Origin of the sequence: Shinella sp. 838, from assembly GCF_029623935.1 — a bacterium.
Taxonomy (GTDB): Bacteria; Pseudomonadota; Alphaproteobacteria; order Rhizobiales; family Rhizobiaceae; genus Shinella.
Map to the genome: position 1 here is coordinate 84739 of NZ_JARSBQ010000014.1, position 25015 is coordinate 109753.

At 64.1% G+C, this 25015-nt stretch carries 16 protein-coding genes; 9 read left to right on the top strand and 7 right to left on the bottom strand.

The window, feature by feature from the left end; translation table 11 throughout:
• Positions 1-5: 5 nt before the first annotated feature.
• Together lptE and leuS are read right to left on the bottom strand one after the other, a co-directional pair.
• Positions 6-530 (bottom strand): LPS assembly lipoprotein LptE, encoded by a 525-nt coding sequence (gene lptE / locus P9A16_RS29365; RefSeq protein WP_023514414.1) that lies wholly within the window; start codon positions 528-530, stop codon positions 6-8.
• Positions 517-3147 carry a leucine--tRNA ligase gene (gene leuS, locus P9A16_RS29370; RefSeq protein ID WP_024271276.1) on the bottom strand — a complete coding sequence of 877 codons (2631 nt, stop codon included), beginning with the start codon at positions 3145-3147 and terminating at the stop codon, positions 517-519. The genes lptE and leuS overlap by 14 nt, the downstream gene beginning before the upstream one ends.
• A 198-nt stretch (positions 3148-3345) precedes the next feature.
• On the opposite strand from leuS, the gene P9A16_RS29375 reads away from it, so the two are divergent.
• Together P9A16_RS29375 and P9A16_RS29380 are read left to right on the top strand one after the other, a co-directional pair.
• Positions 3346-4005: a YggS family pyridoxal phosphate-dependent enzyme gene (locus P9A16_RS29375; protein ID WP_023516582.1), complete on the top strand. Its 660-nt coding sequence runs from the start codon at positions 3346-3348 to the stop codon at positions 4003-4005.
• 134 nt (positions 4006-4139) lie between these two features.
• The gene (locus tag P9A16_RS29380) at positions 4140-6044 is read left to right on the top strand and encodes a propionyl-CoA synthetase (protein WP_023516581.1); all 1905 of its coding nucleotides are present in this window, start codon (positions 4140-4142) and stop codon (positions 6042-6044) included.
• 60 nt (positions 6045-6104) lie between these two features.
• Here P9A16_RS29380 and P9A16_RS29385 read toward each other — a convergent pair whose 3' ends face one another.
• Positions 6105-6806 (bottom strand): DUF1013 domain-containing protein, encoded by a 702-nt coding sequence (locus P9A16_RS29385; protein WP_023516580.1) that lies wholly within the window; start codon positions 6804-6806, stop codon positions 6105-6107.
• A 232-nt stretch (positions 6807-7038) separates the two neighbouring features.
• Here P9A16_RS29385 and acs point away from each other — a divergent pair, with 232 nt between their 5' ends.
• Complete coding sequence (gene acs, locus P9A16_RS29390) at positions 7039-8994, top strand: acetate--CoA ligase (RefSeq protein ID WP_024271275.1); 1956 nt, start codon at positions 7039-7041, stop codon at positions 8992-8994.
• A 192-nt stretch (positions 8995-9186) separates the two neighbouring features.
• Here acs and P9A16_RS29395 read toward each other — a convergent pair whose 3' ends face one another.
• Positions 9187-9384: a DUF1674 domain-containing protein gene (locus P9A16_RS29395; RefSeq protein WP_023515750.1), complete on the bottom strand. Its 198-nt coding sequence runs from the start codon at positions 9382-9384 to the stop codon at positions 9187-9189.
• A 212-nt stretch (positions 9385-9596) separates the two neighbouring features.
• Here P9A16_RS29395 and htpX point away from each other — a divergent pair, with 212 nt between their 5' ends.
• From htpX to purH, 4 genes are all read left to right on the top strand, one after another.
• A complete protein-coding gene (gene htpX / locus P9A16_RS29400) occupies positions 9597-10562 on the top strand; it encodes a zinc metalloprotease HtpX (RefSeq protein ID WP_024271274.1) in 966 nt (321 codons plus the stop codon).
• The gene (locus P9A16_RS29405) at positions 10553-11965 is read left to right on the top strand and encodes an RsmB/NOP family class I SAM-dependent RNA methyltransferase (RefSeq protein WP_439604869.1); all 1413 of its coding nucleotides are present in this window, start codon (positions 10553-10555) and stop codon (positions 11963-11965) included. Before htpX ends, P9A16_RS29405 begins: the two co-directional genes overlap by 10 nt.
• A 116-nt stretch (positions 11966-12081) precedes the next feature.
• Entirely contained in the window at positions 12082-13764 is a 1683-nt protein-coding gene (locus P9A16_RS29410; protein WP_023512362.1) for a heparinase II/III family protein, read from the top strand.
• Between the two features lie 102 nt (positions 13765-13866).
• Positions 13867-15477 carry a bifunctional phosphoribosylaminoimidazolecarboxamide formyltransferase/IMP cyclohydrolase gene (purH, locus tag P9A16_RS29415; protein WP_023512363.1) on the top strand — a complete coding sequence of 537 codons (1611 nt, stop codon included), beginning with the start codon at positions 13867-13869 and terminating at the stop codon, positions 15475-15477.
• Between the two features lie 107 nt (positions 15478-15584).
• Here purH and P9A16_RS29420 read toward each other — a convergent pair whose 3' ends face one another.
• Together P9A16_RS29420 and P9A16_RS29425 are read right to left on the bottom strand one after the other, a co-directional pair.
• A complete protein-coding gene (locus P9A16_RS29420; RefSeq protein ID WP_081870721.1) occupies positions 15585-16910 on the bottom strand; it encodes an MFS transporter in 1326 nt (441 codons plus the stop codon).
• A gap of 249 nt (positions 16911-17159) precedes the next feature.
• On the bottom strand, positions 17160-21941 hold the full coding sequence (locus P9A16_RS29425) for an NAD-glutamate dehydrogenase (RefSeq protein WP_023512365.1): 4782 nt from the start codon (positions 21939-21941) through the stop codon (positions 17160-17162).
• Positions 21942-22217: 276 nt separating this feature from the next.
• Here P9A16_RS29425 and pdxY point away from each other — a divergent pair, with 276 nt between their 5' ends.
• Together pdxY and P9A16_RS29435 are read left to right on the top strand one after the other, a co-directional pair.
• Entirely contained in the window at positions 22218-23093 is an 876-nt protein-coding gene (gene pdxY / locus P9A16_RS29430; protein WP_023512366.1) for a pyridoxal kinase PdxY, read from the top strand.
• A gap of 95 nt (positions 23094-23188) precedes the next feature.
• Entirely contained in the window at positions 23189-23830 is a 642-nt protein-coding gene (locus P9A16_RS29435) for a carbonic anhydrase (RefSeq protein WP_023512367.1), read from the top strand.
• A 150-nt stretch (positions 23831-23980) separates the two neighbouring features.
• Here the strand turns inward: P9A16_RS29435 and P9A16_RS29440 are convergent, their stop codons facing one another.
• On the bottom strand, positions 23981-24802 hold the full coding sequence (locus tag P9A16_RS29440; protein ID WP_037408762.1) for a lytic murein transglycosylase: 822 nt from the start codon (positions 24800-24802) through the stop codon (positions 23981-23983).
• Positions 24803-25015: the final 213 nt, after the last annotated feature.

Genomic DNA, 25015 nt, shown 5'->3' on the forward strand with positions numbered 1-25015 from the left:
CCGGCTCAGCGACGGCCGAGAGCCGACGCGACATCCGCGCGGATCAGCTCTGCCAGCTCCCGGGAACCGCGGTTCTCCGCATCCCTGACCGCCCGCAGCTTGGCGAATTCCTGCACGGGATAATCGACGAGAGCGACTGCGGAGCGCTTGCCCGAGGCCAGTGTTTCGCCGGAGTCGGTCTGCACGAGATTGTAGTCCGCAGAAACGACGATGCGGCCGGCGCGGGGAATGTCGTCACGCACGTCGAGCAGCACACCGATCTTGCGGACCGTCACGTTGAGTTCGAGGTGGTAAAGCGCGCTCTGCGTCTCGCCGGTGCCACCGGAGAAAAGGAAGATCAGGTCGTTGCGGACCTGCTGTTCCACGCGGTCATCGGCTTTCGAGATGGCCACGGCGGCAAGCTTGCCCTCCGTACCGGCAGGCGTGGAGTAAAGCGGCCGCACCTGGCAGCCGGCGACGATGCCAAGGATGGCGATGCCGGCAAACGCCTTGGCGAACCGCGAGAGGCCGGTTCCGTCAGACAACAACATTCACGATCCTCTGTGGTACGACGATGATCTTCTTGGGTTGCTGGCCGGCAAGGGCGGCCTGAACCGCTTCGAGCGCCAGAACGGCCGCCTGGACGGTAGTCTGGTCCGCATCGCGGGCGATTGTCAAATCGGCGCGCTTCTTGCCGTTGATCTGCACCGGCAGCGTGATCTCGTCGTCGGCGACGAGGCGGTCTTCGTAGGACGGCCAAGGGGTTGTCGCGACGAGGCCTTCGCCGCCGACCGTGCGCCAGCATTCTTCCGCAAGATGCGGCGTCATGGGCGCAACGATGCGGATCAGGATGCCAACTGCTTCACGCAGGGCGGCGATAAGGTCGCTCGAGGCTTTGCCGGCAGCAGCGGTGGTGAGCGGCGCGGCAAGCGCATTGACGAACTCGTAGATGCGCGCAACGGCCTTGTTGAAGGCAAGCTTGTCGTAGTCGGCCTGAACGGCCTTCAGCGTCTTGTGCGCCGCCTGGGAGACGGCGAGCGCTTCACCGTCCACGCCGGGGCGGCTTCCCGCTGCTTTCAGGGCCGGTGCGGCTTCGGAAACAAGGCGCCAGACGCGCTGGACGAAGCGGTGGGCACCTTCGACGCCGGCTTCCGACCAGATGACGTCGCGATCCGGCGGGGAGTCGGAGAGCACGAAGAAGCGGGCCGTGTCGGCACCATAGGAGGCGATGATGTCGTCGGGATCGACAACGTTCTTCTTCGACTTCGACATCTTCTCGATGGAGCCGATAGCGATTTCTTCGCCGGATTCGAGAAGCGTCGCGTGGCGCTTGCCGTCGATTTCCTGGATGCGGATTTCGGCGGGTGTCACCCATTCGCGCTTGCCGGCGACGGTGCGGCTATAGGTTTCATGCACCACCATGCCCTGGGTGAAAAGGCCCTTGAACGGCTCCTTCACGTCGAGATGGCCGGCAACCTGCATGGCGCGGGTGAAGAAGCGCGAATAGAGCAGATGCAGGATCGCGTGTTCGATACCGCCGATATACTGGTCGACCGGCAGCCAGGCATTGGCTGCGGCCGGATCCGTCGGGTCGTTCTCCCACGGGGCGGTGAAACGGGCGAAGTACCAGGACGAATCGACGAAGGTGTCCATCGTGTCCGTCTCGCGGCGGGCGTCCTTGCCGCATTGCGGGCAGGCGACGTGGCGCCAGGTCGGATGGCGGTCGAGCGGGTTGCCCGGCTTGTCGAAGGTGACGTCGTCGGGCAGCTTGACCGGCAGGTCTGCCTTCGGAACCGGCACGACGCCGCAATCCTCGCAGTGGATGACCGGAATGGGGCAGCCCCAGTAGCGCTGGCGCGAAATGCCCCAGTCGCGCAGGCGGAAGTTCACCTTGCGCTCGCCCTGCGGGGCGTTGCCGAGCGTTGCGGCCGACAGGCGCTTTGCCACCTCCTCGAAGGCGGCGCCGGTGCTGAGGCCGTCGAGGAAGCGGGAATTGATCATCACGCCGTCGCCGACATAGGCTTCGCCGGCGATGGCGAAGGTGGCGGCGTCGCCGTTTTCAGGCATCACGACCGGCACGACCGGCAGGTCGTATTTGCGGGCGAAGTCGAGGTCGCGCTGATCCCCGGAAGGGCAGCCGAAGATGGCGCCCGTGCCGTAGTCCATCAGGACGAAGTTGGCGACATAGACCGGCAGCTCCCAGCTGGGATCGAAGGGATGGCGCACGCGGATGCCGGTGTCCATGCCCCTCTTCTCCGCCGTCTCAAGTGCGGCGAGCGAGGTGCCGGCACGGCGGCACTCCTCACAGAACGCCATGATCTCGGCGTTCTTCGCCGAAACGGCCTTGGCGAGCGGATGGTCCGCGGAAATGGCGATGAAGGAGGCGCCGAACAGCGTGTCGGGACGGGTGGTGTAGACGGTGATGTCCTTCTCGCCGGCGAGATCCGCGCCGGTGGCGATCTCCCAGCGCACCAGCATGCCTTCCGAGCGGCCGATCCAGTTCTTCTGCATCAGCCGGACTTTCTCCGGCCACTGGTCAAGCGTTTCCAGCGAATCGAGCAGGTCCTGGCTGAAATCGGTGATCCGGAAGAACCACTGCGTCAGCTCGCGCTGCTCGACGAGTGCGCCGGAGCGCCAGCCGCGGCCGTCGATGACCTGCTCGTTGGCGAGAACCGTATGGTCGACCGGGTCCCAGTTCACCTTGGACTGCTTGCGGTAGACGAGGCCCTTCTCCAGAAAATCGAGGAAGAGGTGCTGCTGGCGCTGATAGTATTCCACGTCGCAGGTGGCGAACTCGCGCGACCAGTCCAGCGACAGGCCCATGGACTTCAGCTGGTTGCGCATGGTCGCAATGTTGTCGTAGGTCCAGCCCTTCGGGTGCACCTTGTTCTGCATGGCGGCGTTTTCGGCGGGCATGCCGAAGGCGTCCCAGCCCATCGGGTGCAGCACGTTGAAACCGCGGGCGCGCTTGTAGCGCGCGACGACGTCGCCCATCGCATAGTTGCGCACATGGCCCATGTGGATGCGGCCAGACGGATAGGGGAACATTTCCAGGACGTAGTACTTTTCGCGCGGATCGTCGTTCTTGGTCAGGAAGACGCTGTCGTCGTTCCATTTTGCCTGCCAGCGGGGTTCGGCATCGCGCGGATTGTAACGTTCGGTGGCCATGTCTTTGATGTTCCGGAAGTCTTTTGGGAGTCTTGGAGGGCGGTGCGCCCATGCGAATATGGTGCCGAGACCTTCATCATGAAACCGCCGAAGCGTCAAGTTTTCCGGCCTCCTGGCAGAAGGGATGCGACATGCGCGCGCTTGGCAAACGGCGCCGATTTCGCTAGGTCCGGAACCAGATGCCGATGGAGAGTGACCATGGACCTTCAGGACCGTCTCGAGGACGTTCGCAACCGGATCAGCAAGGCGGCCGTTGAAGCCGGCCGCAGACCCGAGGCGGTGACGCTGGTGGCGGTCTCGAAAACCTTCGATGCCGAAGCGATTCGCCCGGCAATTGCCGCCGGGCAGCGCGTGTTCGGTGAGAACCGCGTGCAGGAGGCCCAGGGCAAATGGCCCGTGCTGCGAGCCGAAACGGCCGGCATGGAGCTTCATCTGATCGGTCCGTTGCAATCCAACAAGGCGGCCGAGGCCGTCGCCCTTTTCGATGTCATCGAGACTGTTGACCGGGAAAAGATCGCCCGCGCGATCGCCACCGAGATGGCGCGGCAGGGGCGTGCGCTGCGGCTCTATGTCCAGGTCAATACCGGGCTTGAACCGCAGAAGGCCGGCATCGCGCCTGATGACACGGTCGCCTTCGTTACGCTCTGCCGTGACGAGCTCGGCCTCACCATCGAGGGGCTGATGTGTATTCCGCCGGCGGAGGAAAATCCGGGCCCGCATTTCGCGCTGCTCGCAAAGCTCGCCGAACGCTGCAACCTCGACCGCCTGTCGATGGGTATGTCGGGCGACTATGACGTGGCCATCGGCTTTGGCGCGACAAGTGTGCGTGTCGGTTCCGCGATTTTTGGAACGCGCTGACGTTCCCGCTTGACGGTCTTCAAGGGGCAATTTGCCGCTTGAGGCTTTCGTCTGGCTTTTCCGAAGCATCGTCCTCTCCTATTCTCCTCCCCATGGAGGACCGGCCGGTTTCATGGCCGGACATGGAGGATGCGATGCAGAAGACCTATGCCGAGATCTATCGGTCGTGGAAGAATGACCACAGGGGTCATTGGGCCGAGGCGGCCCGGGCGATCGACTGGTTCAGCGAACCGACGGATATTTTCGACGCGGCGCAGGGCGTTTACGGGCGCTGGTTTCCCGACGCGATCGGCAACACCTGTCACAATTGCGTGGACCGGCATGTGGCGGCCGGGCATGGCGGGGATACGGCGCTGATCTATGACAGCCCGGTGACCGGTCGCAAGGCGCGCTACAGCTACGGCGACCTCCTTTCCCATGTGAATGCCATGGCGGCAGTGCTCGTCGATCAGGGCGTAGAGAAGGGCGACCGCGTCATTCTCTATATGCCGATGATCCCGGAGGCGATCTTCGCCATGCTGGCCTGTGCGCGCATCGGGGCGATCCATTCGGTGGTCTTCGGTGGGTTTGCCGCGAGCGAACTCGCAGCGCGCATCGACGATTCCACCGCGAAACTCGTCGTCACGGCCAGCTGCGGCATCGAGCCCAATCGCGTGGTGGCCTACAAGCCGTTGCTCGACACGGCGATCGAGCTGGCCGGGCACAAGCCGGAGCGTTGCCTCGTGCTGCAACGGCCGGAACTGGTGGCGGAGCTGAAGCCTGGGCGTGATGTGGATCTCGGCCCTGCGCTTTCGGCGGCGCGGGAGGATGGGCGTGAAATCCCCTGCGTGCCATTGGCGGCAACGGATCCGCTCTACATTCTCTACACGTCAGGTACGACCGGCCAGCCCAAGGGCGTCATCCGCGACAATGGCGGCCACATGGTGGCACTGGCCTGGACGATGCGGGCGTTCTACGGCGTGGAGCGCGGCGAGGTCTATTGGGCGGCGTCGGATATCGGCTGGGTCGTCGGCCATTCCTACATCGTCTATGCACCGCTTCTCAATGGCAGCACCACGGTGCTCTACGAGGGAAAGCCGGTCGGCACGCCGGATGCGGGCGCCTTCTGGCGGGTGGTGGAGGACTACAAGGTCTCGGTGCTCTTCACCGCCCCGACCGCCTTCCGCGCCATCCGCAAGGAGGATCCGGAAGGTGTGCTCGTCAAGCGGCACGACATTTCCAGCCTGCGGGCCCTGTTCCTGGCCGGTGAGCGGGCCGATCCGGATACAATCCGCTGGGCCGAAGCGGTGCTCGGCGTGCCGGTCATCGATCACTGGTGGCAGACGGAAACCGGCTGGCCGATCGTTGGCAATCCGCTCGGCCTTGGGCCGCTGCCGGTGAAACACGGCTCCCCGACCGTGCCCATGCCGGGTTATGAGCTGCATGTGCTCGACGATGCCGGCCACGAGGTTTCGCTTGGCACGCTCGGCAACATCGCCATCAAGCTGCCCCTCCCCCCTGGCTGCCTGACGACCTTCTGGAATGCCGACGAGCGTTTCCGCTCAGCCTGCCTTTCGGAGTTCCCCGGCTACTACAAGACGGCCGATGCCGGTTACATCGACGAGGACGGGTACGTCTTCATCATGTCGCGCACCGACGACATCATCAACGTTGCCGGTCACCGTCTTTCGACGGGCGCGATGGAAGAGGTCTGCGCGAGCCATCCGGATGTCGCCGAATGCGCCGTGATCGGCGTCGCCGATGCGTTGAAGGGCCAGTTGCCGGCCGGCTTCCTCGTTTTGAAGAGCGGTGTTTCACGTGAATCATCGGTCGTGGAGCAAGAGGTTGTCGGCCTTGTGCGCGAGCGCATCGGCCCGGTCGCCGCCTTCAAGACGGCGATCTGCGTGAAGCGCTTGCCGAAAACGCGCTCCGGAAAGATCCTGCGCGGCACCATGCAGAAGATCGCGGACCGGGTGGACTGGAAGATGCCGGCGACCATCGACGATCCCGCTATCCTGGACGAGATTGCCGAGGTCCTGTCGGGTCGGCGGATCGTTTGAGCAACAAAAAACCCGGCCATTTCGGTGGCCGGGTTTTTGCTGTCTGGTGATGGACGGCGCTTAGAAGCGGTCGTCTTCATCCTCGTCCGGCGTGGCCGACTTCAGCGACTTCAGCTTGGCGAAGACGGCATCGGCGTCGATTTCCTTCTCTTCCTCGCGGTCGGTGCTGTAGGGCAGCTTTTCCGTTTCCTGCGCGGATTCGAGCGTTGCGCCGAGCTCGGCGGCGGTCGGCAGCGGACGACCCTTCGAGGCGCGTTCAACCTCGAGGTCGAGGTCGATCTGCGAGCACAGACCCAGCGTTACCGGATCCATCGGCGTCAGGTTGGTCGAATTCCAGTGGGTGCGTTCGCGGATCTGCTCGATCGTCGATTTGGTCGTGCCGACGAGACGCGAGATCTGCGCATCCTTGAGTTCCGGATGGTTGCGCACGAGCCAGAGAATGGCGTTGGGGCGGTCCTGGCGCTTGGAGACCGGCGTGTAGCGCGGGCCCTTGCGCTTGGATTCCGGCACGCGGACCTTCGGTTCGGACAGCTTCAGCTTGTGATTCGGATTGGCTTCGGCGCGGGCAATTTCCTCGCGCGACAGCTGGCCGGTCGAGATGGGGTCGAGGCCCTTGATGCCCTGCGCCGATTCGCCGTCGGCGATGGCCTTCACTTCGAGCGGGTGCAGTTTGCAGAATGTGGCGATCTGGTCGAACGACAGCGCCGTGTTGTCGACCAGCCAGACCGCGGTCGCCTTTGGCATGAGGAGCTGCTGAGCCATGGATATAGTCCTTCTGTCCGTCCGCGCCGGTGTCGCGGGCCGTGGGGTGTAACCACTATGTTCCGGGAATTCGGCCCTCTATACAATCACTGTCGCAGAAATGCAATTCTTCAAGCGCAAATGACCTTTTGTCTAATTGCCCGAAGGATTTGACCTGATATGTATGGCGACGGAGATGCGGGGGACCGGAGGAGACACGGCTTGCCCGCCCATGCGCAGTGAGGAGGAATCCATGTCCGCAAAGACCTATCCGGTGCTGAAGTCCGCGAAAAGCCGCACGCTGATCGACAACGAAACCTATCAGAACTGGTATCGCGAAAGCATCGAGAACCCGGAGCGTTTCTGGGACAAGCACGGCATGCGGATCGACTGGTTCAAGCCCTATACCAAGGTGAAGAACACGTCGTTCACCGGCAAGGTGCCGATCAAGTGGTTTGAAGACGGCATCACCAACGTCTCCTACAATTGCATCGATCGCCATCTCAAGGCGCATGGTGATCAGGTCGCCATCATCTGGGAAGGCGACAACCCCTATATCGACAAGAAGATCACCTATAACGAGCTCCATGAACACGTCTGCCGCATGGCGAACGTGATGAAGAAGCACGGCGTCAAGAAGGGCGATCGCGTCACCATCTACATGCCGATGATCCCGGAAGCGGCCTATGCCATGCTCGCCTGCGCGCGCATCGGCGCCGTGCACTCCGTCGTCTTCGGCGGCTTCTCGCCGGATGCCTTGGCCGGCCGCATTGTCGACTGCGAATCGACCTTCGTTGTTACCTGCGACGAGGGTGTGCGCGGCGGTAAACCCATTCCGCTGAAGGAAAACACCGACACGGCGATCGACATCGCCGCCAAGAACCATGTCATCGTCAACAAGGTGCTCGTCGTGCGCCGCACCGGTGGCAAGATCGGCTGGGCGCCGGGCCGTGACATCTGGCATCACCAGGAAGTGCTGACCGTGCCGCGCGATTGTCCGCCGGCCAGGATGAAGGCGGAAGACCCGCTCTTCATCCTCTACACGTCGGGCTCCACCGGCAAGCCGAAGGGCGTTCTGCACACCACGGCCGGCTACCTCGTCTATGCCTCGATGACGCACAAATACGTCTTCGACTACCAGGACGGCGATATCTACTGGTGCACGGCCGACGTGGGTTGGGTCACCGGCCATTCCTACATCGTCTACGGTCCGTTGGCGAACCGTGCGACCACGCTTATGTTTGAGGGCGTGCCGAACTTCCCGGATGCCGGCCGCTTCTGGGAGGTGGTCGACAAGCACAAGGTCAACATCTTCTACACCGCTCCGACGGCGATCCGCGCCCTCATGGGCGCTGGCGATGCCTTCGTGAAGCGCTCGTCGCGTTCGTCGCTGCGCCTGCTCGGCTCGGTCGGTGAGCCGATCAATCCGGAAGCCTGGGAATGGTATTACAACGTCGTCGGCGAAGGTCGTTCGCCGATCGTCGACACCTGGTGGCAGACGGAAACCGGCGGCATTCTGATCACCCCGCTGCCGGGCGCCACGGAGCTCAAGCCCGGTTCGGCGACACGGCCGTTCTTCGGCATCAAGCCGCAGCTTGTCGACAATGAAGGCAACGTGCTGGAAGGGGCGGCCGACGGCAACCTCTGCATCACCGACAGCTGGCCGGGCCAGATGCGCACAGTCTATGGCGATCACAAGCGCTTCGTCGAAACCTATTTTTCGACCTACAAGGGCAAGTATTTTACCGGTGACGGCTGCCGCCGTGACGAGGATGGCTATTACTGGATCACCGGTCGTGTCGACGACGTGCTCAACATTTCCGGCCACCGCCTCGGCACGGCCGAAATTGAATCGGCCCTCGTCTCGCACCATCTGGTCTCGGAAGCCGCCGTCGTCGGCTATCCGCACAGCCTCAAGGGCCAGGGCATCTACTGCTATGTCTCGCTGATGGCTGGCGAGGAAGGCACCGATGCGCTGCGCCAGGACCTCGTCAAGCATGTGCGCAAGGAGATCGGCCCGATCGCGACGCCGGACAAGATCCAGTTCTCGCCCGGCCTGCCAAAAACGCGTTCCGGCAAGATCATGCGCCGCATCCTGCGCAAGATCGCCGAGGACGATTTTGGCTCTCTCGGCGATACGTCCACCCTCGCTGATCCGGCCGTGGTGGACGACCTGATCGCCAACCGGCAGAACAAGGCTGCGGGTTGAGCCTGAAACATAAAGCGAAACGGCGGCCACTGGCCGCCGTTTTCGTTTGAGGTGGTTTTGTTTGAGCGGGAGTTTCCTACCCTCGGTCGCTATCCTCGGGTCTGTCGGGGATCCTGCTGTGTGGAGTGCCGGCCGAGTGGTAGGGCGGATCACACCCCACCGTGATGAAGGAGACACGCCGGGCGTATCCGGTCAAAAATCGATCGCCCGGCCTTTGATCTCCCAATCACCGAAGCGGGCCGGATCGGCTCCGCCGCGTCCACCGGTCTCCGGGGCGGGTTCCGCCTGCGGGGCGGCCTTGCGGCGTTCTTCTGCTTCCTGAAGGGCCCGCTGGGCGGCGGGGGACAGCACTTTCCGGCCGTCCGTATGATTGTCGTTGTCGCTTTGCATGAAATTGGGCATCCTTCCCGGATATTGAAGAATTCCTGTTCGCTTCCCATCCTATAAGGCATGTCGCGCAAAAGTGTGCAGCGGTTTTGCGAGAACGACATGTAAAAAGCTGGGTGTGAAGGCGTTGTGGAAAGCGCTGATTCACGTGAAACATTCCCTTGACAACAGGTGAATGGCAACCCGGCAAGAGACCAGACAGGAGCCGAAAACGTATGAACATCGTTCGCACAGCCATGCTTCTCGCCGTGATGACGGCGCTTTTCATGGGCGTGGGCCTGCTCATCGGCGGCAAGGGCGGCATGCTGATCGCGCTTCTCGTCGCCATCGCCATGAACTTCTTTTCCTACTGGAATTCCGACCGCATGGTGCTGTCCATGTATGGCGCCAAGGAGGTCGATGAGCGTTCGGCGCCGGAATATTACGGCATCGTGCGTGATCTTGCCAAACGCGCTAGCCTGCCCATGCCGCGCGTCTATGTCATCAACAGCGACCAGCCGAATGCCTTTGCCACCGGCCGCAACCCGCAGAATGCCGCGGTTGCTGCTTCGACCGGCCTGCTGCATGCCTTGACTTATGAAGAGGTGGCGGGCGTGATGGCGCATGAGCTCGCGCATATCCAGAACCGCGACACCCTGACCATGACGCTGACGGCGACGATTGCCGGCGCGATCTCCATGCTCGCCAACTTCGCCATGTTCTTCGGCGGTAGCGGCAACCGGGAAAACAACAACCCGCTCGGCTTCATCGGTGTGCTCATTGCCATGATCGTCGCCCCTTTCGCTGCCATGCTGGTGCAGATGGCAATCAGCCGCACCCGCGAATATTCTGCCGACAAGCGGGGTGCGGAGATCTGCGGCAATCCGCTCTGGCTCGCCTCCGCCTTGAAGAAGATCGCGGTCGCTGCCGGCCGCATTCGCAACGACGGCGCCGAGCACAATCCGGCGACAGCCCATATGTTCATCATCAATCCGCTGTCGGGCGAGCGCATGGACAACCTGTTCTCCACCCATCCGAACACGGAGAACCGCATCGCCGCGCTTCAGGAAATGGCCCGCGGCAAAGAGATGCGCTCGACGGAGCCGGTGCGGGCTGATAATCCGTCCCGCAAATCGCGTTCCGTCCCATCGACCGGCTGGGGACGCGGAGGTTCCGAACCGCCCAAAGGTCCCTGGTCTTGAACGACGACAATCGAAAAAACAGATCGCATCCGAAACGCCATCGCCCCAGCAAGGGGCCGTCTGCGGATGCCGCAGCCAACCATCCGGAAAAGCCGGGCCTGCGCGCCCGGCAGGCCGCGGCCAAGATCCTGGCGGCTGTCGTCGATCGCAGGACGCCGCTCGACGGCATGCTTGACCTCGAAAACGGCAACCCGGCCTATTGCCAGCTGAACGATGCCGACCGTGCGCTCGTCCGCGCCATCCTCAACACGGCGCTGCGCCACCTCCCCCGCATCGAGGCTATTCTCGACACGCTGGTCGGCACACCCCTGCCTGATGGCGCCCGTGCGCTGCATCACGTCCTGACGGTCGCGGCGGCACAGATCCTCTATCTCGACGTGCCCGATCACTCCGCTGTCGACCTCGCGGTCGAGCAGGCGCAGATCGATCCGCGCAACCGCCGTTTCGCAAGCCTCACCAATGCGGTGCTGCGCCGCCTGTCGCGCGAAAAGGCCTCGCATTTGACGGCGACAAAAGCCGTTTCCGTCATTCCGGCCTGGTTCCATGAGCGGCTAGCCGCCGTCTACGGACATGACCACGCCGCGCGCATTGCCGATGCCTTGCTCGAGCCCTCCACTGTCGATCTGACGGTCAAGTCCGATGCCGAAGGCTGGGCCGGGCGGTTTGGCGGCCTGATTCTGCCGACAGGATCGGTCCGCCTTCCGGTCGCCTCCGGTGCCATTCCGGCACTCGAAGGCTTTGAGGATGGGGAATGGTGGGTACAGGATGCCGCGGCAAGCCTGCCGGCAAAGCTGTTTTCGAATCTTGCGGGCAAGCGGGTCGCCGATCTCTGTGCTGCGCCCGGCGGCAAGACCGCGCAGCTCGCCGCAGCGGGGGCCAGGGTCACCGCCCTCGACCAGTCCGGCAACCGTCTGAAGCGGCTTGTCGGCAATCTCGACCGGCTCCGCCTCTCGGCCGAGACCGTTGAGGCGAACATGGCGGAATACCGCCCGGGTGAACCCTTCGATGCCGTTCTTCTCGACGCACCCTGCTCCTCGACAGGCACGATCCGCCGTCATCCCGACGTGCTCTGGACCAAGGGGCCGGAGGATATCGGCAAGCTGGCCGGCCTGCAGGAGCGCCTGCTGCGCCACGCGCTGACGCTGGTGCGCCCTGGCGGCGAGCTGGTCTTCTCCAACTGCTCGCTCGATCCGAGCGAAGGCGAGGAGATGGTAGCCCGCGTTCTCGCCGACAATCCGGACTGGCGCATTGCGCCGGTCGATCCTGCCGACTGGCCGGGTTTGGAAGAGGCGATTTCCCCGCGCGGCGAATTCCGCACCACGCCTGCGATGCTGCCCGCAACCGCCAGCCATGCCGGTGGCCTGGATGGGTTCTATGCCGTGCGGCTCGTCCATGCCGGCTGATCTGCAAGGGCGCCTGGGAACGGCTTCCACCGTCGTCAACAGTCCATCGACCGGCAGTCAATTGACGTCGCTTGCCTTCTCGGCCTAGCTATAGGCCAAGGAGGCATTCGTTAACCATGCAGCTTTCCGACAGGCAGCGGCTTCTCTATCTGTATATGCGTGAGGGTTGGCGCCGGTTTTCTCGGAGGCTCGCCCTCGGGCGAATCAGTGCCATGCGCTTTTCCGGCGGTACGCCGGACCGGCTGGTCGTCGCGCCGACAGACCTTCACCCGGCTGATTCGTTTGCCGGCGAAGAAATCGTTGCCGGCCGCTTTCCGCTGGCTGGCCGCGTTCTTGAATGCGACGGCGAATCACCCTTCGCGCTGGAGCTTCCCTCGGAGGAGTTCGCGGTGCGCCTGCATTCCTTCGGCTGGCTGCGGCACATGCGGCTGGTGGATCCGGAAAAGGCGGCCCATACCGCCCGCTTCGTGGTGGACGACTGGCTGCAGAGCCATGGACGCGTCATCGGCGGGCTTGCCTGGCGGCCGGATGTCGCCGCTCAGCGCATCATCGCCTGGTTGTCCCATTCGCCTGTTGTCCTGAAGGATGCCGATTATCCGTTCTATCGCCGCTTCCTGAAGAGTCTCGCCTTCCAGGTTCGGTATCTGCGCCATGTCGCCGATACGACGCGCGATGGCGAACCGCGGCTCAGGGTGCGTATTGCGCTCGCCATGGCCTCCATCGCCATGCCGAGCTCGGCCTCTCGCATGCGCAAGGCCGCCCGCCATCTCGACGAAGAGCTCGACCGGCAGATTTTGCCGGACGGTGGTCATTCCTCCCGCAATCCGCGCGCCGCGCTTGATGTGCTGCTCGACCTGCTGCCGTTGCGCCAGACCTATGTCAATCTCGGCCACGACATGCCGGCGCAGCTCATCCCCTCGATCGACCGTATCTTCCCGGCGCTGCGCTTCTTCCGCCATCAGGGTGGCGAGCTCGCGCTGTTCAATGGCGCGACCTATACGCTCGCAAATGAGCTGATGTCGGTGCTGCGGTATGACGAGACCGGCGGTGCGCCCTTCAAGGCATTGCCGTTGAGCCGGTATGATCGCCTGGCGGTCCAGGAAACGGTCGTTCTGATGGATACGGGCGTGCCCAAATCTGTCGATCTGTCGGCGACAGCCGCCGCCGGTGCGCTTTCCATTGAAGTGTCCTCGGGCAAGAACCGCTTCATCGTCAATTCCGGTCGTCCGCGTTTTGCCGGCGAGGCACTCAGGCAGATGTCGCGTACCACCGCAGCCCATTCCGTCGCCACGCTCAACGACACATCCTCCTCGCGGATTTCCACCTCCCGCTTCCTGGGGCCGATCGTCGTCGGCGGCATCAGCAAGGTAGACGTGGCGCGGGCCGAGCGTCAGTCGGGCGCCGACAGCGTGACGGCGACCCATGACGGTTATCTCAAGCGCTTCGGCCTGCTCTACGAACGGGATATCCTCGTTGCGGCGACGGGCGGTGAGATCCGTGGCCGGGAGCGCTTCTACAAGCCCGCCGATCCGGACGGCGCGATCGAGAAGGGCACGGCAGTGGTGCGCTTCCACATCCACCCGACGATCCAGCTCTACAGGGTATCGGCCAACGAGACGCGGCTGATCGCCCCTGACGGCGAGGCCTGGGCGCTGACCTGCGTCGATGTCGCGGTGGCGGAAGAGGAGGATGTCTTCTTCGCCGATCCTTCCGGTGTCAGGGCCTCGCGCCAGCTCACGCTGACCATGCCGCTTGCCAAAGTGGCCGAAGTTCAGTGGTCGTTGGTGCGGCAACGCTGAGAATTCCCGGCGTTTGGCGGTTTTCTCGCGGCCGGGCCTGTGATAACGGGGCGCATGACCATCCGGCCCGCCCTTCCGGGCCGTCAGAACGGAGCGCCCCCAATGGCCGTCATTTCCAAGAAGATCCCCGCCCCCGACCGTGTCGCCCTGCGCACGGCCCTGCTGTCCGTCTCCGACAAGGCCGGCGTCGTCGACCTCGCCCGGGCCCTTGCCGAGAAGGGCGTGCGGCTGCTGTCGACCGGCGGCACGCACAAGGCGCTCCGCGACGCCGGGCTTGACGTCACCGACGTTTCCGAGGTTACGGGCTTTCCGGAAATCATGGACGGCCGCGTAAAGACGCTGCATCCCACCGTGCATGGCGGCCTGCTGGCGATCCGTGACGATGCGGAGCATGTCGAGGCGATGAAGGAACACGGTATCGGCGCGATCGACCTTGCCGTCATCAACCTCTATCCTTTCGAGGAAGTGCGCGCCAAGGGGGGGGACTATCCGACGACGGTCGAGAACATCGACATCGGCGGCCCGGCGATGATCCGCGCCTCGGCCAAGAACCATGCCTATGTGACCATCGTCACCGATCCTGCCGATTATCCTGCGCTGCTTGAGGAACTCGCCGACGGTTCGACCTCCTACGCCTTCCGCCAGCGTATGGCGGCGAAGGCCTATGCCCGCACGGCGGCCTATGACGCGGCCATCTCCAACTGGTTCGCCGATGCGCTCGACATCGCGATGCCCCGCCACCGCGTGCTCGGCGGCGTGTTGAAGGAAGAGATGCGTTATGGCGAGAACCCGCACCAGAAGGCAGGCTTCTACGTGACGGGTGAAAACCGCCCGGGCGTCGCGACCGCCATGCTGCTGCAGGGCAAGCAGCTTTCCTACAACAACATCAACGACACCGATGCGGCCTTCGAGCTCGTCGCCGAATTCCTGCCGGAGAACGGCCCGGCCTGCGCGATCATCAAGCATGCCAATCCCTGCGGCGTTGCCACCGGCAAGACGCTGAAGGATGCCTATGCGCGGGCGCTCGCCTGCGATCCGGTCTCGGCGTTCGGTGGTATCATCGCGCTCAACACCACACTTGATGGCGAGACGGCGGAGGAGATCGTCAAGCTCTTCACCGAGGTCATCATCGCGCCGGACGCGGACGAGAAAGCCCGGGCCATCATTGCCGGCAAGCCGAACCTGCGCCTGCTGGTGACGGGCGCCCTGCCCGATCCGCGTGTGCCCGGCCTTTCCGCCAAGACCGTGTCGGGCGGCCTGCTCGTGCAAAGCCGCGACAACGGCATGGTCGAGGACCTTGAGCTGAAGGTCGTCACCAAGCGTGCGCCGACCGCCCAGGAACTGGTGGATATGAAGTTCGCCTTCAAGGTTGCCAAGCACGTCAAGTCGAATGCTGTGGTCTATGCCAAGGATGGCCAGACGGCCGGCATCGGTGCCGGCCAGATGAGCCGTGTCGATTCCGCCCGCATCGCCGGCCTGAAGGCCGAGGAAGCGGCCAAGGCCATGGGTCTTGCCGAGCCGCTGACGCGGGGTTCGGCTGTCGCGTCGGAAGCTTTCCTGCCCTTTGCTGACGGCCTGCTCTCGGCGATCGCAGCGGGCGCGACGGCGGTGATCCAGCCGGGCGGTTCGATGCGCGACGCTGAGGTGATTGCCGCGGCTGACGAGGCGGGCGTCGCGATGGTCTTCACCGGCATGCGCCATTTCCGTCACTAGACCGTTTTGTCCTGCGCAATTCCGGAAGGCCGCCTTTTGGCCTCGTTGAGTAGTTAGCCGGATTCTTCACCAGATAGAAACGCCCCGCTTGCGGGGCGTTTTGCGTTTCAGACCTCCACCTTCGCCGCCGGATAGGGCGTGCGCAGCAGGAGCAGGAAGCCGACAAGGAGGAAGGCGATGAGCGCCATCATGCCGAGGCGCGCCGAGCCTGTCGCCGTGGTGACGAGCGCGACGGAGAGGGGGGCGAGAAAGGATGTGGCGCGGCCGGACAGGGCATAGAGGCCGAAATAGCGACCCGCCTCGTCCGGATGGATGCTCTGGGCGAGATAGGACCGGGCGGAGGCCTGGACGGGGCCGAAGGCGATGCCGATCAGAAGGCCGTAGACGATATAGGCCTTTTCCGCTGCGGTGCCGAACAGGCCGCCGGAATCGGCGGTCGGCAAGGGCAACAGGCCGAACAGCGTGAAGCCCGGGCCGGTGGAGACGATGCCGATGGTGGCCAGCGTCAGGCAGACGAGGCTTATCACCACCACGGTCTTCGAGCCGAGACGCCGGTCCATGCGGCTGGCATAGAGGCAGCCGCCGATAGCCACCACATTGAGGATGATGCCGTAGATGCCGAGTTCGAAGGTCTGCCAGGCGAACATGCCGGCGGCGAAGGTGCCGCCGAGCGCCAGCAGCCCATTGACCCCGTCCTGATAGATCATCCGGGCAATGAGGAAGCGCAGGATGCCCGGTTTTCTGCGAAGGTCGCGCAGTGCGAATGTGAGATCGGCGAAGCCGGCGCGCACCGCAGCTACAATGGGCAGCCCCCGGCTCTGGTCCGGCGTGAAGAAGAACATCGGCAGGATGAAGACGAGGTACCACAGCGCCGAGATCGGCCCGGTGATGCGGGCATCTTCGCCTGCGGCAGCGTCGAGGCCGAAGAGCGGGCTGATGCCGATCGCCGTCCGGCCTGTCTCCGGATTTGCGGCCAGCAGGGCGACGACGGCAATCAACACGATCATGCCGCCGAGATAACCGAGGCCCCATGCGATGTTGGAGATGCGGCCGGCATCCGCGGGGCTCACCAGGCGCGGCATCATCGAATCGTTGAAGACGATGGAGAACTCCGCCGCCACGGTGGCGAGCACGATCATCGCCATGGCGAAGATGAGGCTGCTGCCGGGCGCGGCATACCAGAGGGCGAAGAGAGACAGGATCTTGATGGCGGCGAAGGCGGCGATCCAGGGCTTTCGCGCGCCGGAGGCATCGGCGATGGAGCCCATGATCGGGGCGAGCAACGCAATGGTGACGCCGGCGATGGTGAGCGTATAGCTCCAGGCCGCCTGCCCGGCCGCGTGGTCCTCGGTGAGGCGCGAGACGAGGTAAGGGCCGAAGATGAAGGTGGTGATGACCGTGAAGAACGGTTGCGCTGCCCAGTCGAACAGCATCCAGCCCGTTATGCCGAGGCGGCTCGTCCGCCCTGCCGCTGCTTCCGCCACGCCTATCCCCGCTTTTCGAATCGCTGCGGCGGGTTTTCACGCCGGTTTCGCCGGGAGGCTAGCATTTGCCGGTGACGGGATTCAACGGGTGCGGTGAGATCCTCTCTGCCTGGCAGGCAGAGAGGGCAGTTGCGGTTGCGCGAAGGCGCGATAGCCACGGCCGCACGGAAGGTGGCCGCGATGAGGCAAGGGCGTGCCTTACCGGGCCCGTTCCTGTGCGAGGTCGCTCAGGATGCCAGCGGCGACGCTGACCTTGGCGAGCGTGGCTTCGCCTGCTTCCGTCAGCGCCGAGAGGTTGGCGGTGACGCGGGCGAGGCGCTCGCGGTCACCCTGCTGCCAGGTGGCGAGCGGTGCCTTGTCGCCCTTGTGGCGTGTCAGCACCACCGTGGCGAGGTCCCGGCGGGCATTGGCGATGTCGGTGAGGCTGCGCTGCAGGGCGAGCGCTTCATAGAGATCGCCGGTCGGGATGCGGCTGGCCGCCGAAAGCAGCCGGCCGATATTGAGTGCTGCGCTGATGCCGGCGAAGGTCTGCGCCGTCTTGCCGAGCGTGTCGCCCGTCGCCCCGGCGATCAGCATGACCTCCGGCACGAAGGTCAGCATGGAGAGCGTGGCGATCTCCTCGGCCAGCTCCGTCGGCACGCCTTCGTCCTCATAGGCATGGGCCTTGCGGCGGGCCTCGTCGCCGGCCTGCTCGGAGATGAGGGTGGTAAGATGCGGACGCAGCTGCTTCAGGGCCTGCTTGAGCTTGTGCACCGCCTGGTCCATCGGGCCGGAGACCGCACCGGTGGTCAGGAGCAGGCTGGTGACGGAAGCGTAGATACGGCCGATTTCCTCGTAGAGCTCGTTCTGCACCGATCCAGAAACCTGGTTGTCCAGAGCATCGACGCCGGCATAGAGGGCGGCGAGGCCGTAGCCGTCGCGGGCGATGACGGCGGCTTTTACCGCATCCGCCGGACCGAAACCGGTGCCGTCGGTCAGCGTGTTGACGAAGGCCGGGCCGCCGCGGTTGATCACCTCGTTGGCGAGGATCGTTGCAATGATCTCGCGGCGCAGGCGGTGCGAACGGATGTCGTCTGCATAGGCCTTCTGCATCTTCGCCGGGAAGTAGCCCATCAGCGTCGGCTCGAAATAGGGCTCGTCCGGCAGATCGGTATGGACGAGTTCATCGAACAGCACCAGTTTGGCATAGGAGAGCAGCACGCCGATCTCCGGCCGCGTCAGCGGCTTGCCGGCCTGGTAGCGTTCGGCGACCGTGCGGTCGTCGGGCAGCGTCTCGACCTTTCGGTTGAGCTGGCCGGCGGCCTCGAAGCGATCCATCAGGCGGGTCAGTGGCGCGCGGTTGGCGGCACCCTGCTTTTCCGTCAGCGAGATCGCCAGCGATTGCAGGTAGTTGTTGCGCAGCACGAGGTGCCCCACCTCGTCCGTCATCGAGGCGAGCAGTACGTTGCGCTTGGCGCGCGGCAGCCGGTCGTCGCGCATGGCCGAGGCGAGCGCGATCTTGATGTTGACCTCGACGTCCGACGAGTTCACGCCGGCCGAGTTGTCGATGGCATCCGAGTTGCAGCGCCCGCCCTTGAGGCCGAAGGCGATGCGGCCGCGCTGGGTGACACCGAGATTGGCGCCCTCGCCGATCACCTTGGCGCGCACGTCGTCGGCGACGATGCGGATCGGGTCGTTGGCGCGATCACCGACCTCGGCATCCGTCTCGTTCTGGCCGCGGATATAGGTGCCGATACCGCCGAACCACATCAGGTCGACCGGCGCCTTGAGGATCGCCGTCATGATCTCGAAGGGCGTCGCCTTGGCCTTGTCGATGCCGATCACGGCCATGGCTTCCGGCGTGAGCGTCACGGATTTTTCCGTGCGCGGGATGATCATTGCGCCCTTGGACAGGACCGAGCGGTCATAGTCCTGCCAGCTGGAGCGCGGCAGGTTGAACATGCGGCGCCGTTCGGCGAAGGACGTGTCGGTGTCCGGGTTGGGATCGATGAAGATGTCGCGGTGGTCGAAGGCGGCGAGGAGCCGGATCTTGCGCGACAGCAGCATGCCGTTGCCGAAGACGTCGCCCGACATGTCGCCGACGCCGGCGACGGTGAAGGGCGTCTTCTGGATGTCGATGTTCATTTCGCGGAAGTGGCGCTTCACGGTTTCCCAGGCGCCGCGGGCGGTGATGCCCATCTTCTTGTGATCGTAGCCGGCCGAGCCGCCCGAGGCAAAGGCGTCGTCGAGCCAGAAGCCGGCTTCCTGCGCCAGGCCGTTTGCGGTGTCGGAGAAGGTTGCGGTTCCCTTGTCGGCGGCGACGACGAAATAGGGATCGTCGCCGTCGAGGCGCACCGTGTCTGCCGGCGGCACCACGTCCTGGCCGACGATGTTGTCCGTGACGGAGAGGAGCGTGCGGATATAGGTCTTGTAAGCCTCGGTGCCGGCCTTGAAGACGGCGTCGCGGCTGCCGCCGACCGGGAGCTGCTTCGGATAGAAGCCGCCCTTGGCGCCGACGGGCACGATGACCGAGTTCTTGACCTGCTGGGCCTTCACGAGGCCGAGCACTTCCGTTCGGTAGTCCTGCGCGCGGTCGGACCAGCGCAGGCCGCCGCGGGCAACCTTGCCGAAGCGCAGATGCACGCCCTCGACCTCGGCGCCGTAGACGAAGATCTCGCGGAAGGGCCGTGGTTCCGGCAGGCCCTCGAGAGCCTTCGGGTCGAGCTTGATCGCCAGCGTCTTGCGCGGTTTTCCGTCCGCATCGCGCTGGAAGTAGTTGGTGCGCAGTGTTGCCTCGATGGCGTTGACGTAGCGGCGCAGGATGCGGTCCTCGTCGAGGCTCGGCACGTTCGCCAGCGCGGTCTCGATCGCCGCTGCGATCTCTGCGGATTTCTTCTCGCGCTGGCGTTCTGAAAGCTTCGGATCGAGGCGGGTCTCGAACAGGCGGAAGAGGTCGGCGGCGATAAGCGGGTACTTGTTGAGCGTATCGGCGATATAGCCCTGCGAATAGGCGATGCCCGTCTGGCGCAGGTAGCGCGAATAGGTGCGCAGCGCCATGATCTGACGGGCGGAGAGTCCACCGGTCAGCACGAGGCGGTTCAGCGCGTCGTCGTCCACATCGCCGTGCCAGGCCGCGAGGAATGCCTCCTCCAGCATCGGGCTCAGCTTGGCAAGATTGATCTCGATGCCGTCGCGGTGCTTCAGTTCCATGTCATGCAGGATGACGCGGCGCTCACCGCCATCGAGGCCGGCATGTGTCAGGTCGTGCGTCTGCTCACTGATGACGTTGAAGCCGAGATTTTCCAGAAGCGGCACGCGCTGCGATAGCGAAACGGGTTCGCCGGCATGGAAGATTTTCAGTTCGACGGAGGCGAGATCCGTGTTCCAGGCCTTGCGGTAGAAGGCGATGCTGATCGGGTTCTCGGGCGTTGCCGTGGTGATGAGGGAAAGATCCGCATGGGCCTCGGCGGGGGTGAAGTCCTCCTGGTAGCTGCGGTCGGTGACGAGCCGCACGCCGTCTGTATTGGAGAGGGCCTCGAACCTGTCGGTCCAGCGGGTGGCGATCTCGCGCACCGCCTGTTCGAGCTTGCCCTGCGGGATGCGCGGAGTCTTGCCGCCGGAGCGGCCGATGATGAAGTGCACGCGCGCCAAGCCGCCTTCCGGGAAGGCCGGATAATAGGCCGAGACGCGGCCGTCATAGGCCGATTTCAGATAGTTGCCGATCTTTTCGCGCACGTCGGAATCGTACTGTTCGCGTGGCACGTAGACGATGACGGAGACGAAGCGGTCGAAGCGATCGATACGCGGCAGCACGCGGATGCGCGGCCGGTCGGAGAGTTCGTTGATCTGCTCGCAGAAGGCGGCAAGCAGACTGGTGTCGATCTGGAAGAGGTCGTCGCGCGGATAGGATTCCAGCGTGTTGATCAGCATCTTGCCGGAATGGCTTTTCGGGTCGTAGCCAAAATGCTCGATGACCGCGGCGACCTTCGAGCGCAGCAGCGGAATCTGGCCGGCGGCGTGGGTGTAGGCTGTCGAGGTGAAGAGGCCGACGATGCGCAGTTCCCCGATCACCCTGCCCTTCTCGTCGAAGCGCTTGAGGCCGACATAGTCCATATAGGCCCGGCGGTGCACGAGCGATTTCACATTGGCCTTGGTGACGATCAGGAAATCCGGACCTTCAAGGAATTCAAGGATTTCCGGCGTCGTCGTCACTGCGTCCTTGCCAAGGCGCAGCACGCGCACATCGGGGTCGGAGAGGATGCCGAGGCCCTCCCCTCCGCGTTCGACGGTTGCCGCTTCGCCCTTGCCGGAATAGCTGTATTCGCGCATGCCGAGGAAGGTGAAGTTGTTGCCGCGCAGCCAGGCGAGGAAGGCGAGCGCTTCGTCCTTGCCGGGCTTCTCCTTGGCGTAGCGCTCCACGTCGGCCATGGTGCTGTCGAGCTTTTCCACCATGGCGGGCCAGTCATCGACGGCCAGATGGACCTGATCGAGCACGGTTCCGACCCGTTCCGCAAGTGCGGCGGCCTCGCTCGGCGCGAGTTCGGACAGGTGGATCTCGATATGGCTGACCCGCTGCGCCGGATCGCTTTCCTCGTCGGGCGAGAAGAGCTTCGGTGCCTCACTGGGCGTTACGACGAGGATCGGGTGGATCGCCAGATGGATGTCGCGATGGGTGCTCGTCACCTCGCCCATCACTGAATCATAGAGGAACGGCTGGTTGCGATCGGTGACGGAGAGAACCGAAACGGGCTGGCTCTGCGGCGTCACACCGGCAAGCGTGGTGACGGTGACGCGCGGCTCGGTGCCGTCCCAGGCCTCGATTTCGGCCATGGCATGGGCTGCCGCGACGGCCAACATCTCGCCGCTATAGTGCTCGAGGTCGTCCTTGCTGGCGCGCCCGAAGAGGATGTCCGGGTTCAGCGTCTTTGCGCCGAGGGCGGCAGCTGCGGCCTTTGCGGCCTCGATGTGTTTTTCTCGTTTCACGTTGGTCCTGGCACCCATGGAATTCTCCCTCGAATCCGATGGCCGGACGTTAGCAGAAGAAAAAATACGTGCGACGGAATTTGTGCATTTGCGAGAAAATTCAATCGATTTTGTCCTAGATAGGTCAGTTTCACTGTCGTTTTGTCACGAATCTCGTGTTTTTTCGTCGAAAAGCAGCCAAAAACCGGCCGGATCTGCTTTTTTCATCTTTTTCGCCAAAGGCCGAAAACGGGGTGGGCGTTGACAGAAAATGACCCCCTTGTCATCACTCGGCCGGAACCAGGAGAGCCTGATATGAACGAGAGCGACAAGGGCGCTGTCATCGTGATTTCGAGCCATGTGGTGCGCGGCACGGTGGGCAACCGCGCCGCCGTCTTCGCGCTCGAGACGCTTGGCCATCCGGTCTGGGCGCTGCCGACCGTCATTCTGCCCTGGCATCCCGGTCGCGGGCGTTCGACGCGTGTGGCGATTTCGGCCGACGATTTCGATGCGATGATCTCCGATCTCATCCGCGCACCCTGGCGGGGCGAGGTGAAGGCGGTGCTGTCGGGTTATCTCGGCAGCGCGGCGCAGGCCCATTCGGTGGCGCGGCTGGTTGCGGCCCTGCGGGCGGAAAATCCCGACCTTCTCTACATGTGCGACCCGGTGTGCGGCGACGATCGCGGCCTCTACGTGCCGGAGGAAACGGCGGTGGCGATCCGCGATGCGCTGATCCCGCTTGCCTCGATCGCCACGCCCAACCGGTTTGAACTCGCCTGGCTTGCCGGCGCGCCGCTCGAAACGAACGGGGCGATCATGGAGGCGGCGCTGTCGCTTGGGCCCGCCCGTATGCTCGTCACCTCCTCGCTGCCGCTGATGGCGGGGAGCACCGGCAATCTCTATCTTTCCGGGCGTCACGCGCTGCTGGCGGAGCACCGGCTCGTGCCCAACCCGCCGAACGGCACCGGTGACCTGCTGGCCGCCATCTTCCTCTCCCGGATTATGGAGGGCCTGCCGGAGGAGCGCGCTCTGATGATGGCGACTGCCAGCGTCTTCGAGATCGTGGCGCGCACCACAAAACGCGGTGCCGACGAGTTGACGCTGGAACAGGACGCCTCCAGCATTTCCACGCCCATGGCAATGGTGCACATGCGCCGCCTCGTGCATCCGGCCCAGTCGCGGCGATCCTGAACGATCCGGCCTTGCGCGGTGCCTTTCGGAGTGGTTTATGCAGGGTCGGATGGGGCCTCATCCGGTAGATTGTTACACGGGGGTATTCCGACACCATGAACCGCTTTCCCGATCGTCTTCTGAATGGCTACCGCAACTTCATGTCCGGCCGCTACGCCGAGCAGTCGGCGCGCTACAGGGCATTGGCCGAGACGGGCCAGAAACCGAAGACACTCGTGATCGCCTGTTGCGATTCCCGTGCCGCACCGGAGACGATCTTCGACAGCGGCCCGGGTGAACTCTTCGTCGTGCGCAATGTCGCGAACCTCGTGCCGCCCTATGAGCCAGACGGCAATTTCCATGCGACGTCGGCGGCGCTCGAATTTGCTGTCCAGTCGCTGAAGGTCAGCGATATCGTGGTGATGGGCCATGGCCGCTGCGGCGGTATTTCCGCGGCGCTCGACCCCGATGCCGAGCCGCTGTCACCTGGCGATTTCATCGGCAAGTGGATGGGCATGCTGAAGCCTGTCGCCGAGCAGATCCAGGGCGCTGAAATCCTCACGCAGGCCGAGCGCCAGCGTGCGCTGGAGCGGGTCTCGATCCGCAATTCGCTCGCCAACCTGCGCACCTTTCCCTGTGTCCGGATCCTCGAGGAGCGCGGCCGTATCCAGCTTCACGGTGCCTGGTTCGATATCTCGACGGGTGAGTTGTGGATCATGGACGGCAAGACCGGTGATTTCCAGCGCCCCGGCGCATAAAGCGATTCCGCTTTTCTCCAAAGCGCGAAAACGCTCTATCTTTTTGTTTCCAGGCAATCCCGCTTCGCGCTTTTGCTGGAAGTGCTCCAACAAAAAACCCGGTGCGAAGGCTCGCACCGGGTTTCTTCAAAACCGGAGTCTACGACCGGCTCACTCGCCGTCGATTTCCGCGCCGATAATGGCAATTGCGCGCTGGTAGACGCTGGCTGCGTTCCAACCCTGCAATGCGCCGAAATTGCCCTGGCCCGGCTGGTAGCCGCCGCCGGCGCTCCAGCCGTGGCCGCGCAGGAAGTTGGCCGTGGAGGCCAGCGCGTCGGCCTTCGAACCGACGAGGTCGATGCGGCCGTTGCCGTCGCCGTCGACGCCGTACTTCAGGACGTTGGCCGGCAGGAACTGCGTCTGGCCGATTTCGCCATGCGCCGCGCCGCGGGCCGAGGTCGACAGGACGCCCTTCTGCACGAGCTGGAGCGTGGCGTAGAGCTGGGTGGTGAAATAGTCCGAACGGCGGCAGTCATAGGCGAGCGTCGCGACGGCCGAGATCGTGTGTTCCTTGCCCAGGAAGCCGCCGAAACCGGTTTCCATGCCCCAGATGGCGAGCAGCGGGCCGGCGGGCACGCCGTAGCGGGCCTCGATGCGGTCGAAGAGGGCAGCGTTCTGCTTCTTCAGGCTCTTGCCGCGGCGAATGATCGCCTGGCCGCCCCGCTTCTGCATGAACTGTTCGAGCGAGAGCTTGAAGCTCTTCTGGCCGCGGTCGGCGCGGATCGTGGCGCGGGCATAGCTGACATTGGCGAATGCCTTGTCGAGCGTTGAACGGCTGATGCCCCGGCCTGCCGCCTCGTCCTTGAATGCCTCTACCCAGGCCGGAAAACCGCCCCCATCGTTGCCGCAGCTGGCGGCGTTGGCCGCCGCCGGCACTGCTGCCGTGGCGATCATTGCGGCCAGCACCTTGGCCACGCTCTTTGTCATGCCCATGAAAAACCCCGTGATCTCGTCAATTCCGCTGGGGAAGCATGTCATGCTCCCCTGTTTCTGTCACCGCACCTTGCCGTGAACCGTTCCGGCGATGCCGCCGGGACCCGCTTCAAAGCGAAGTCCCGATTGTCCTCTGACGGAACAACCGGGACTTTTATTTAAAATTGATTAAGGGAGCGTTGCCAATTTTCTCGAAAAGGTGGCGAACGCTCC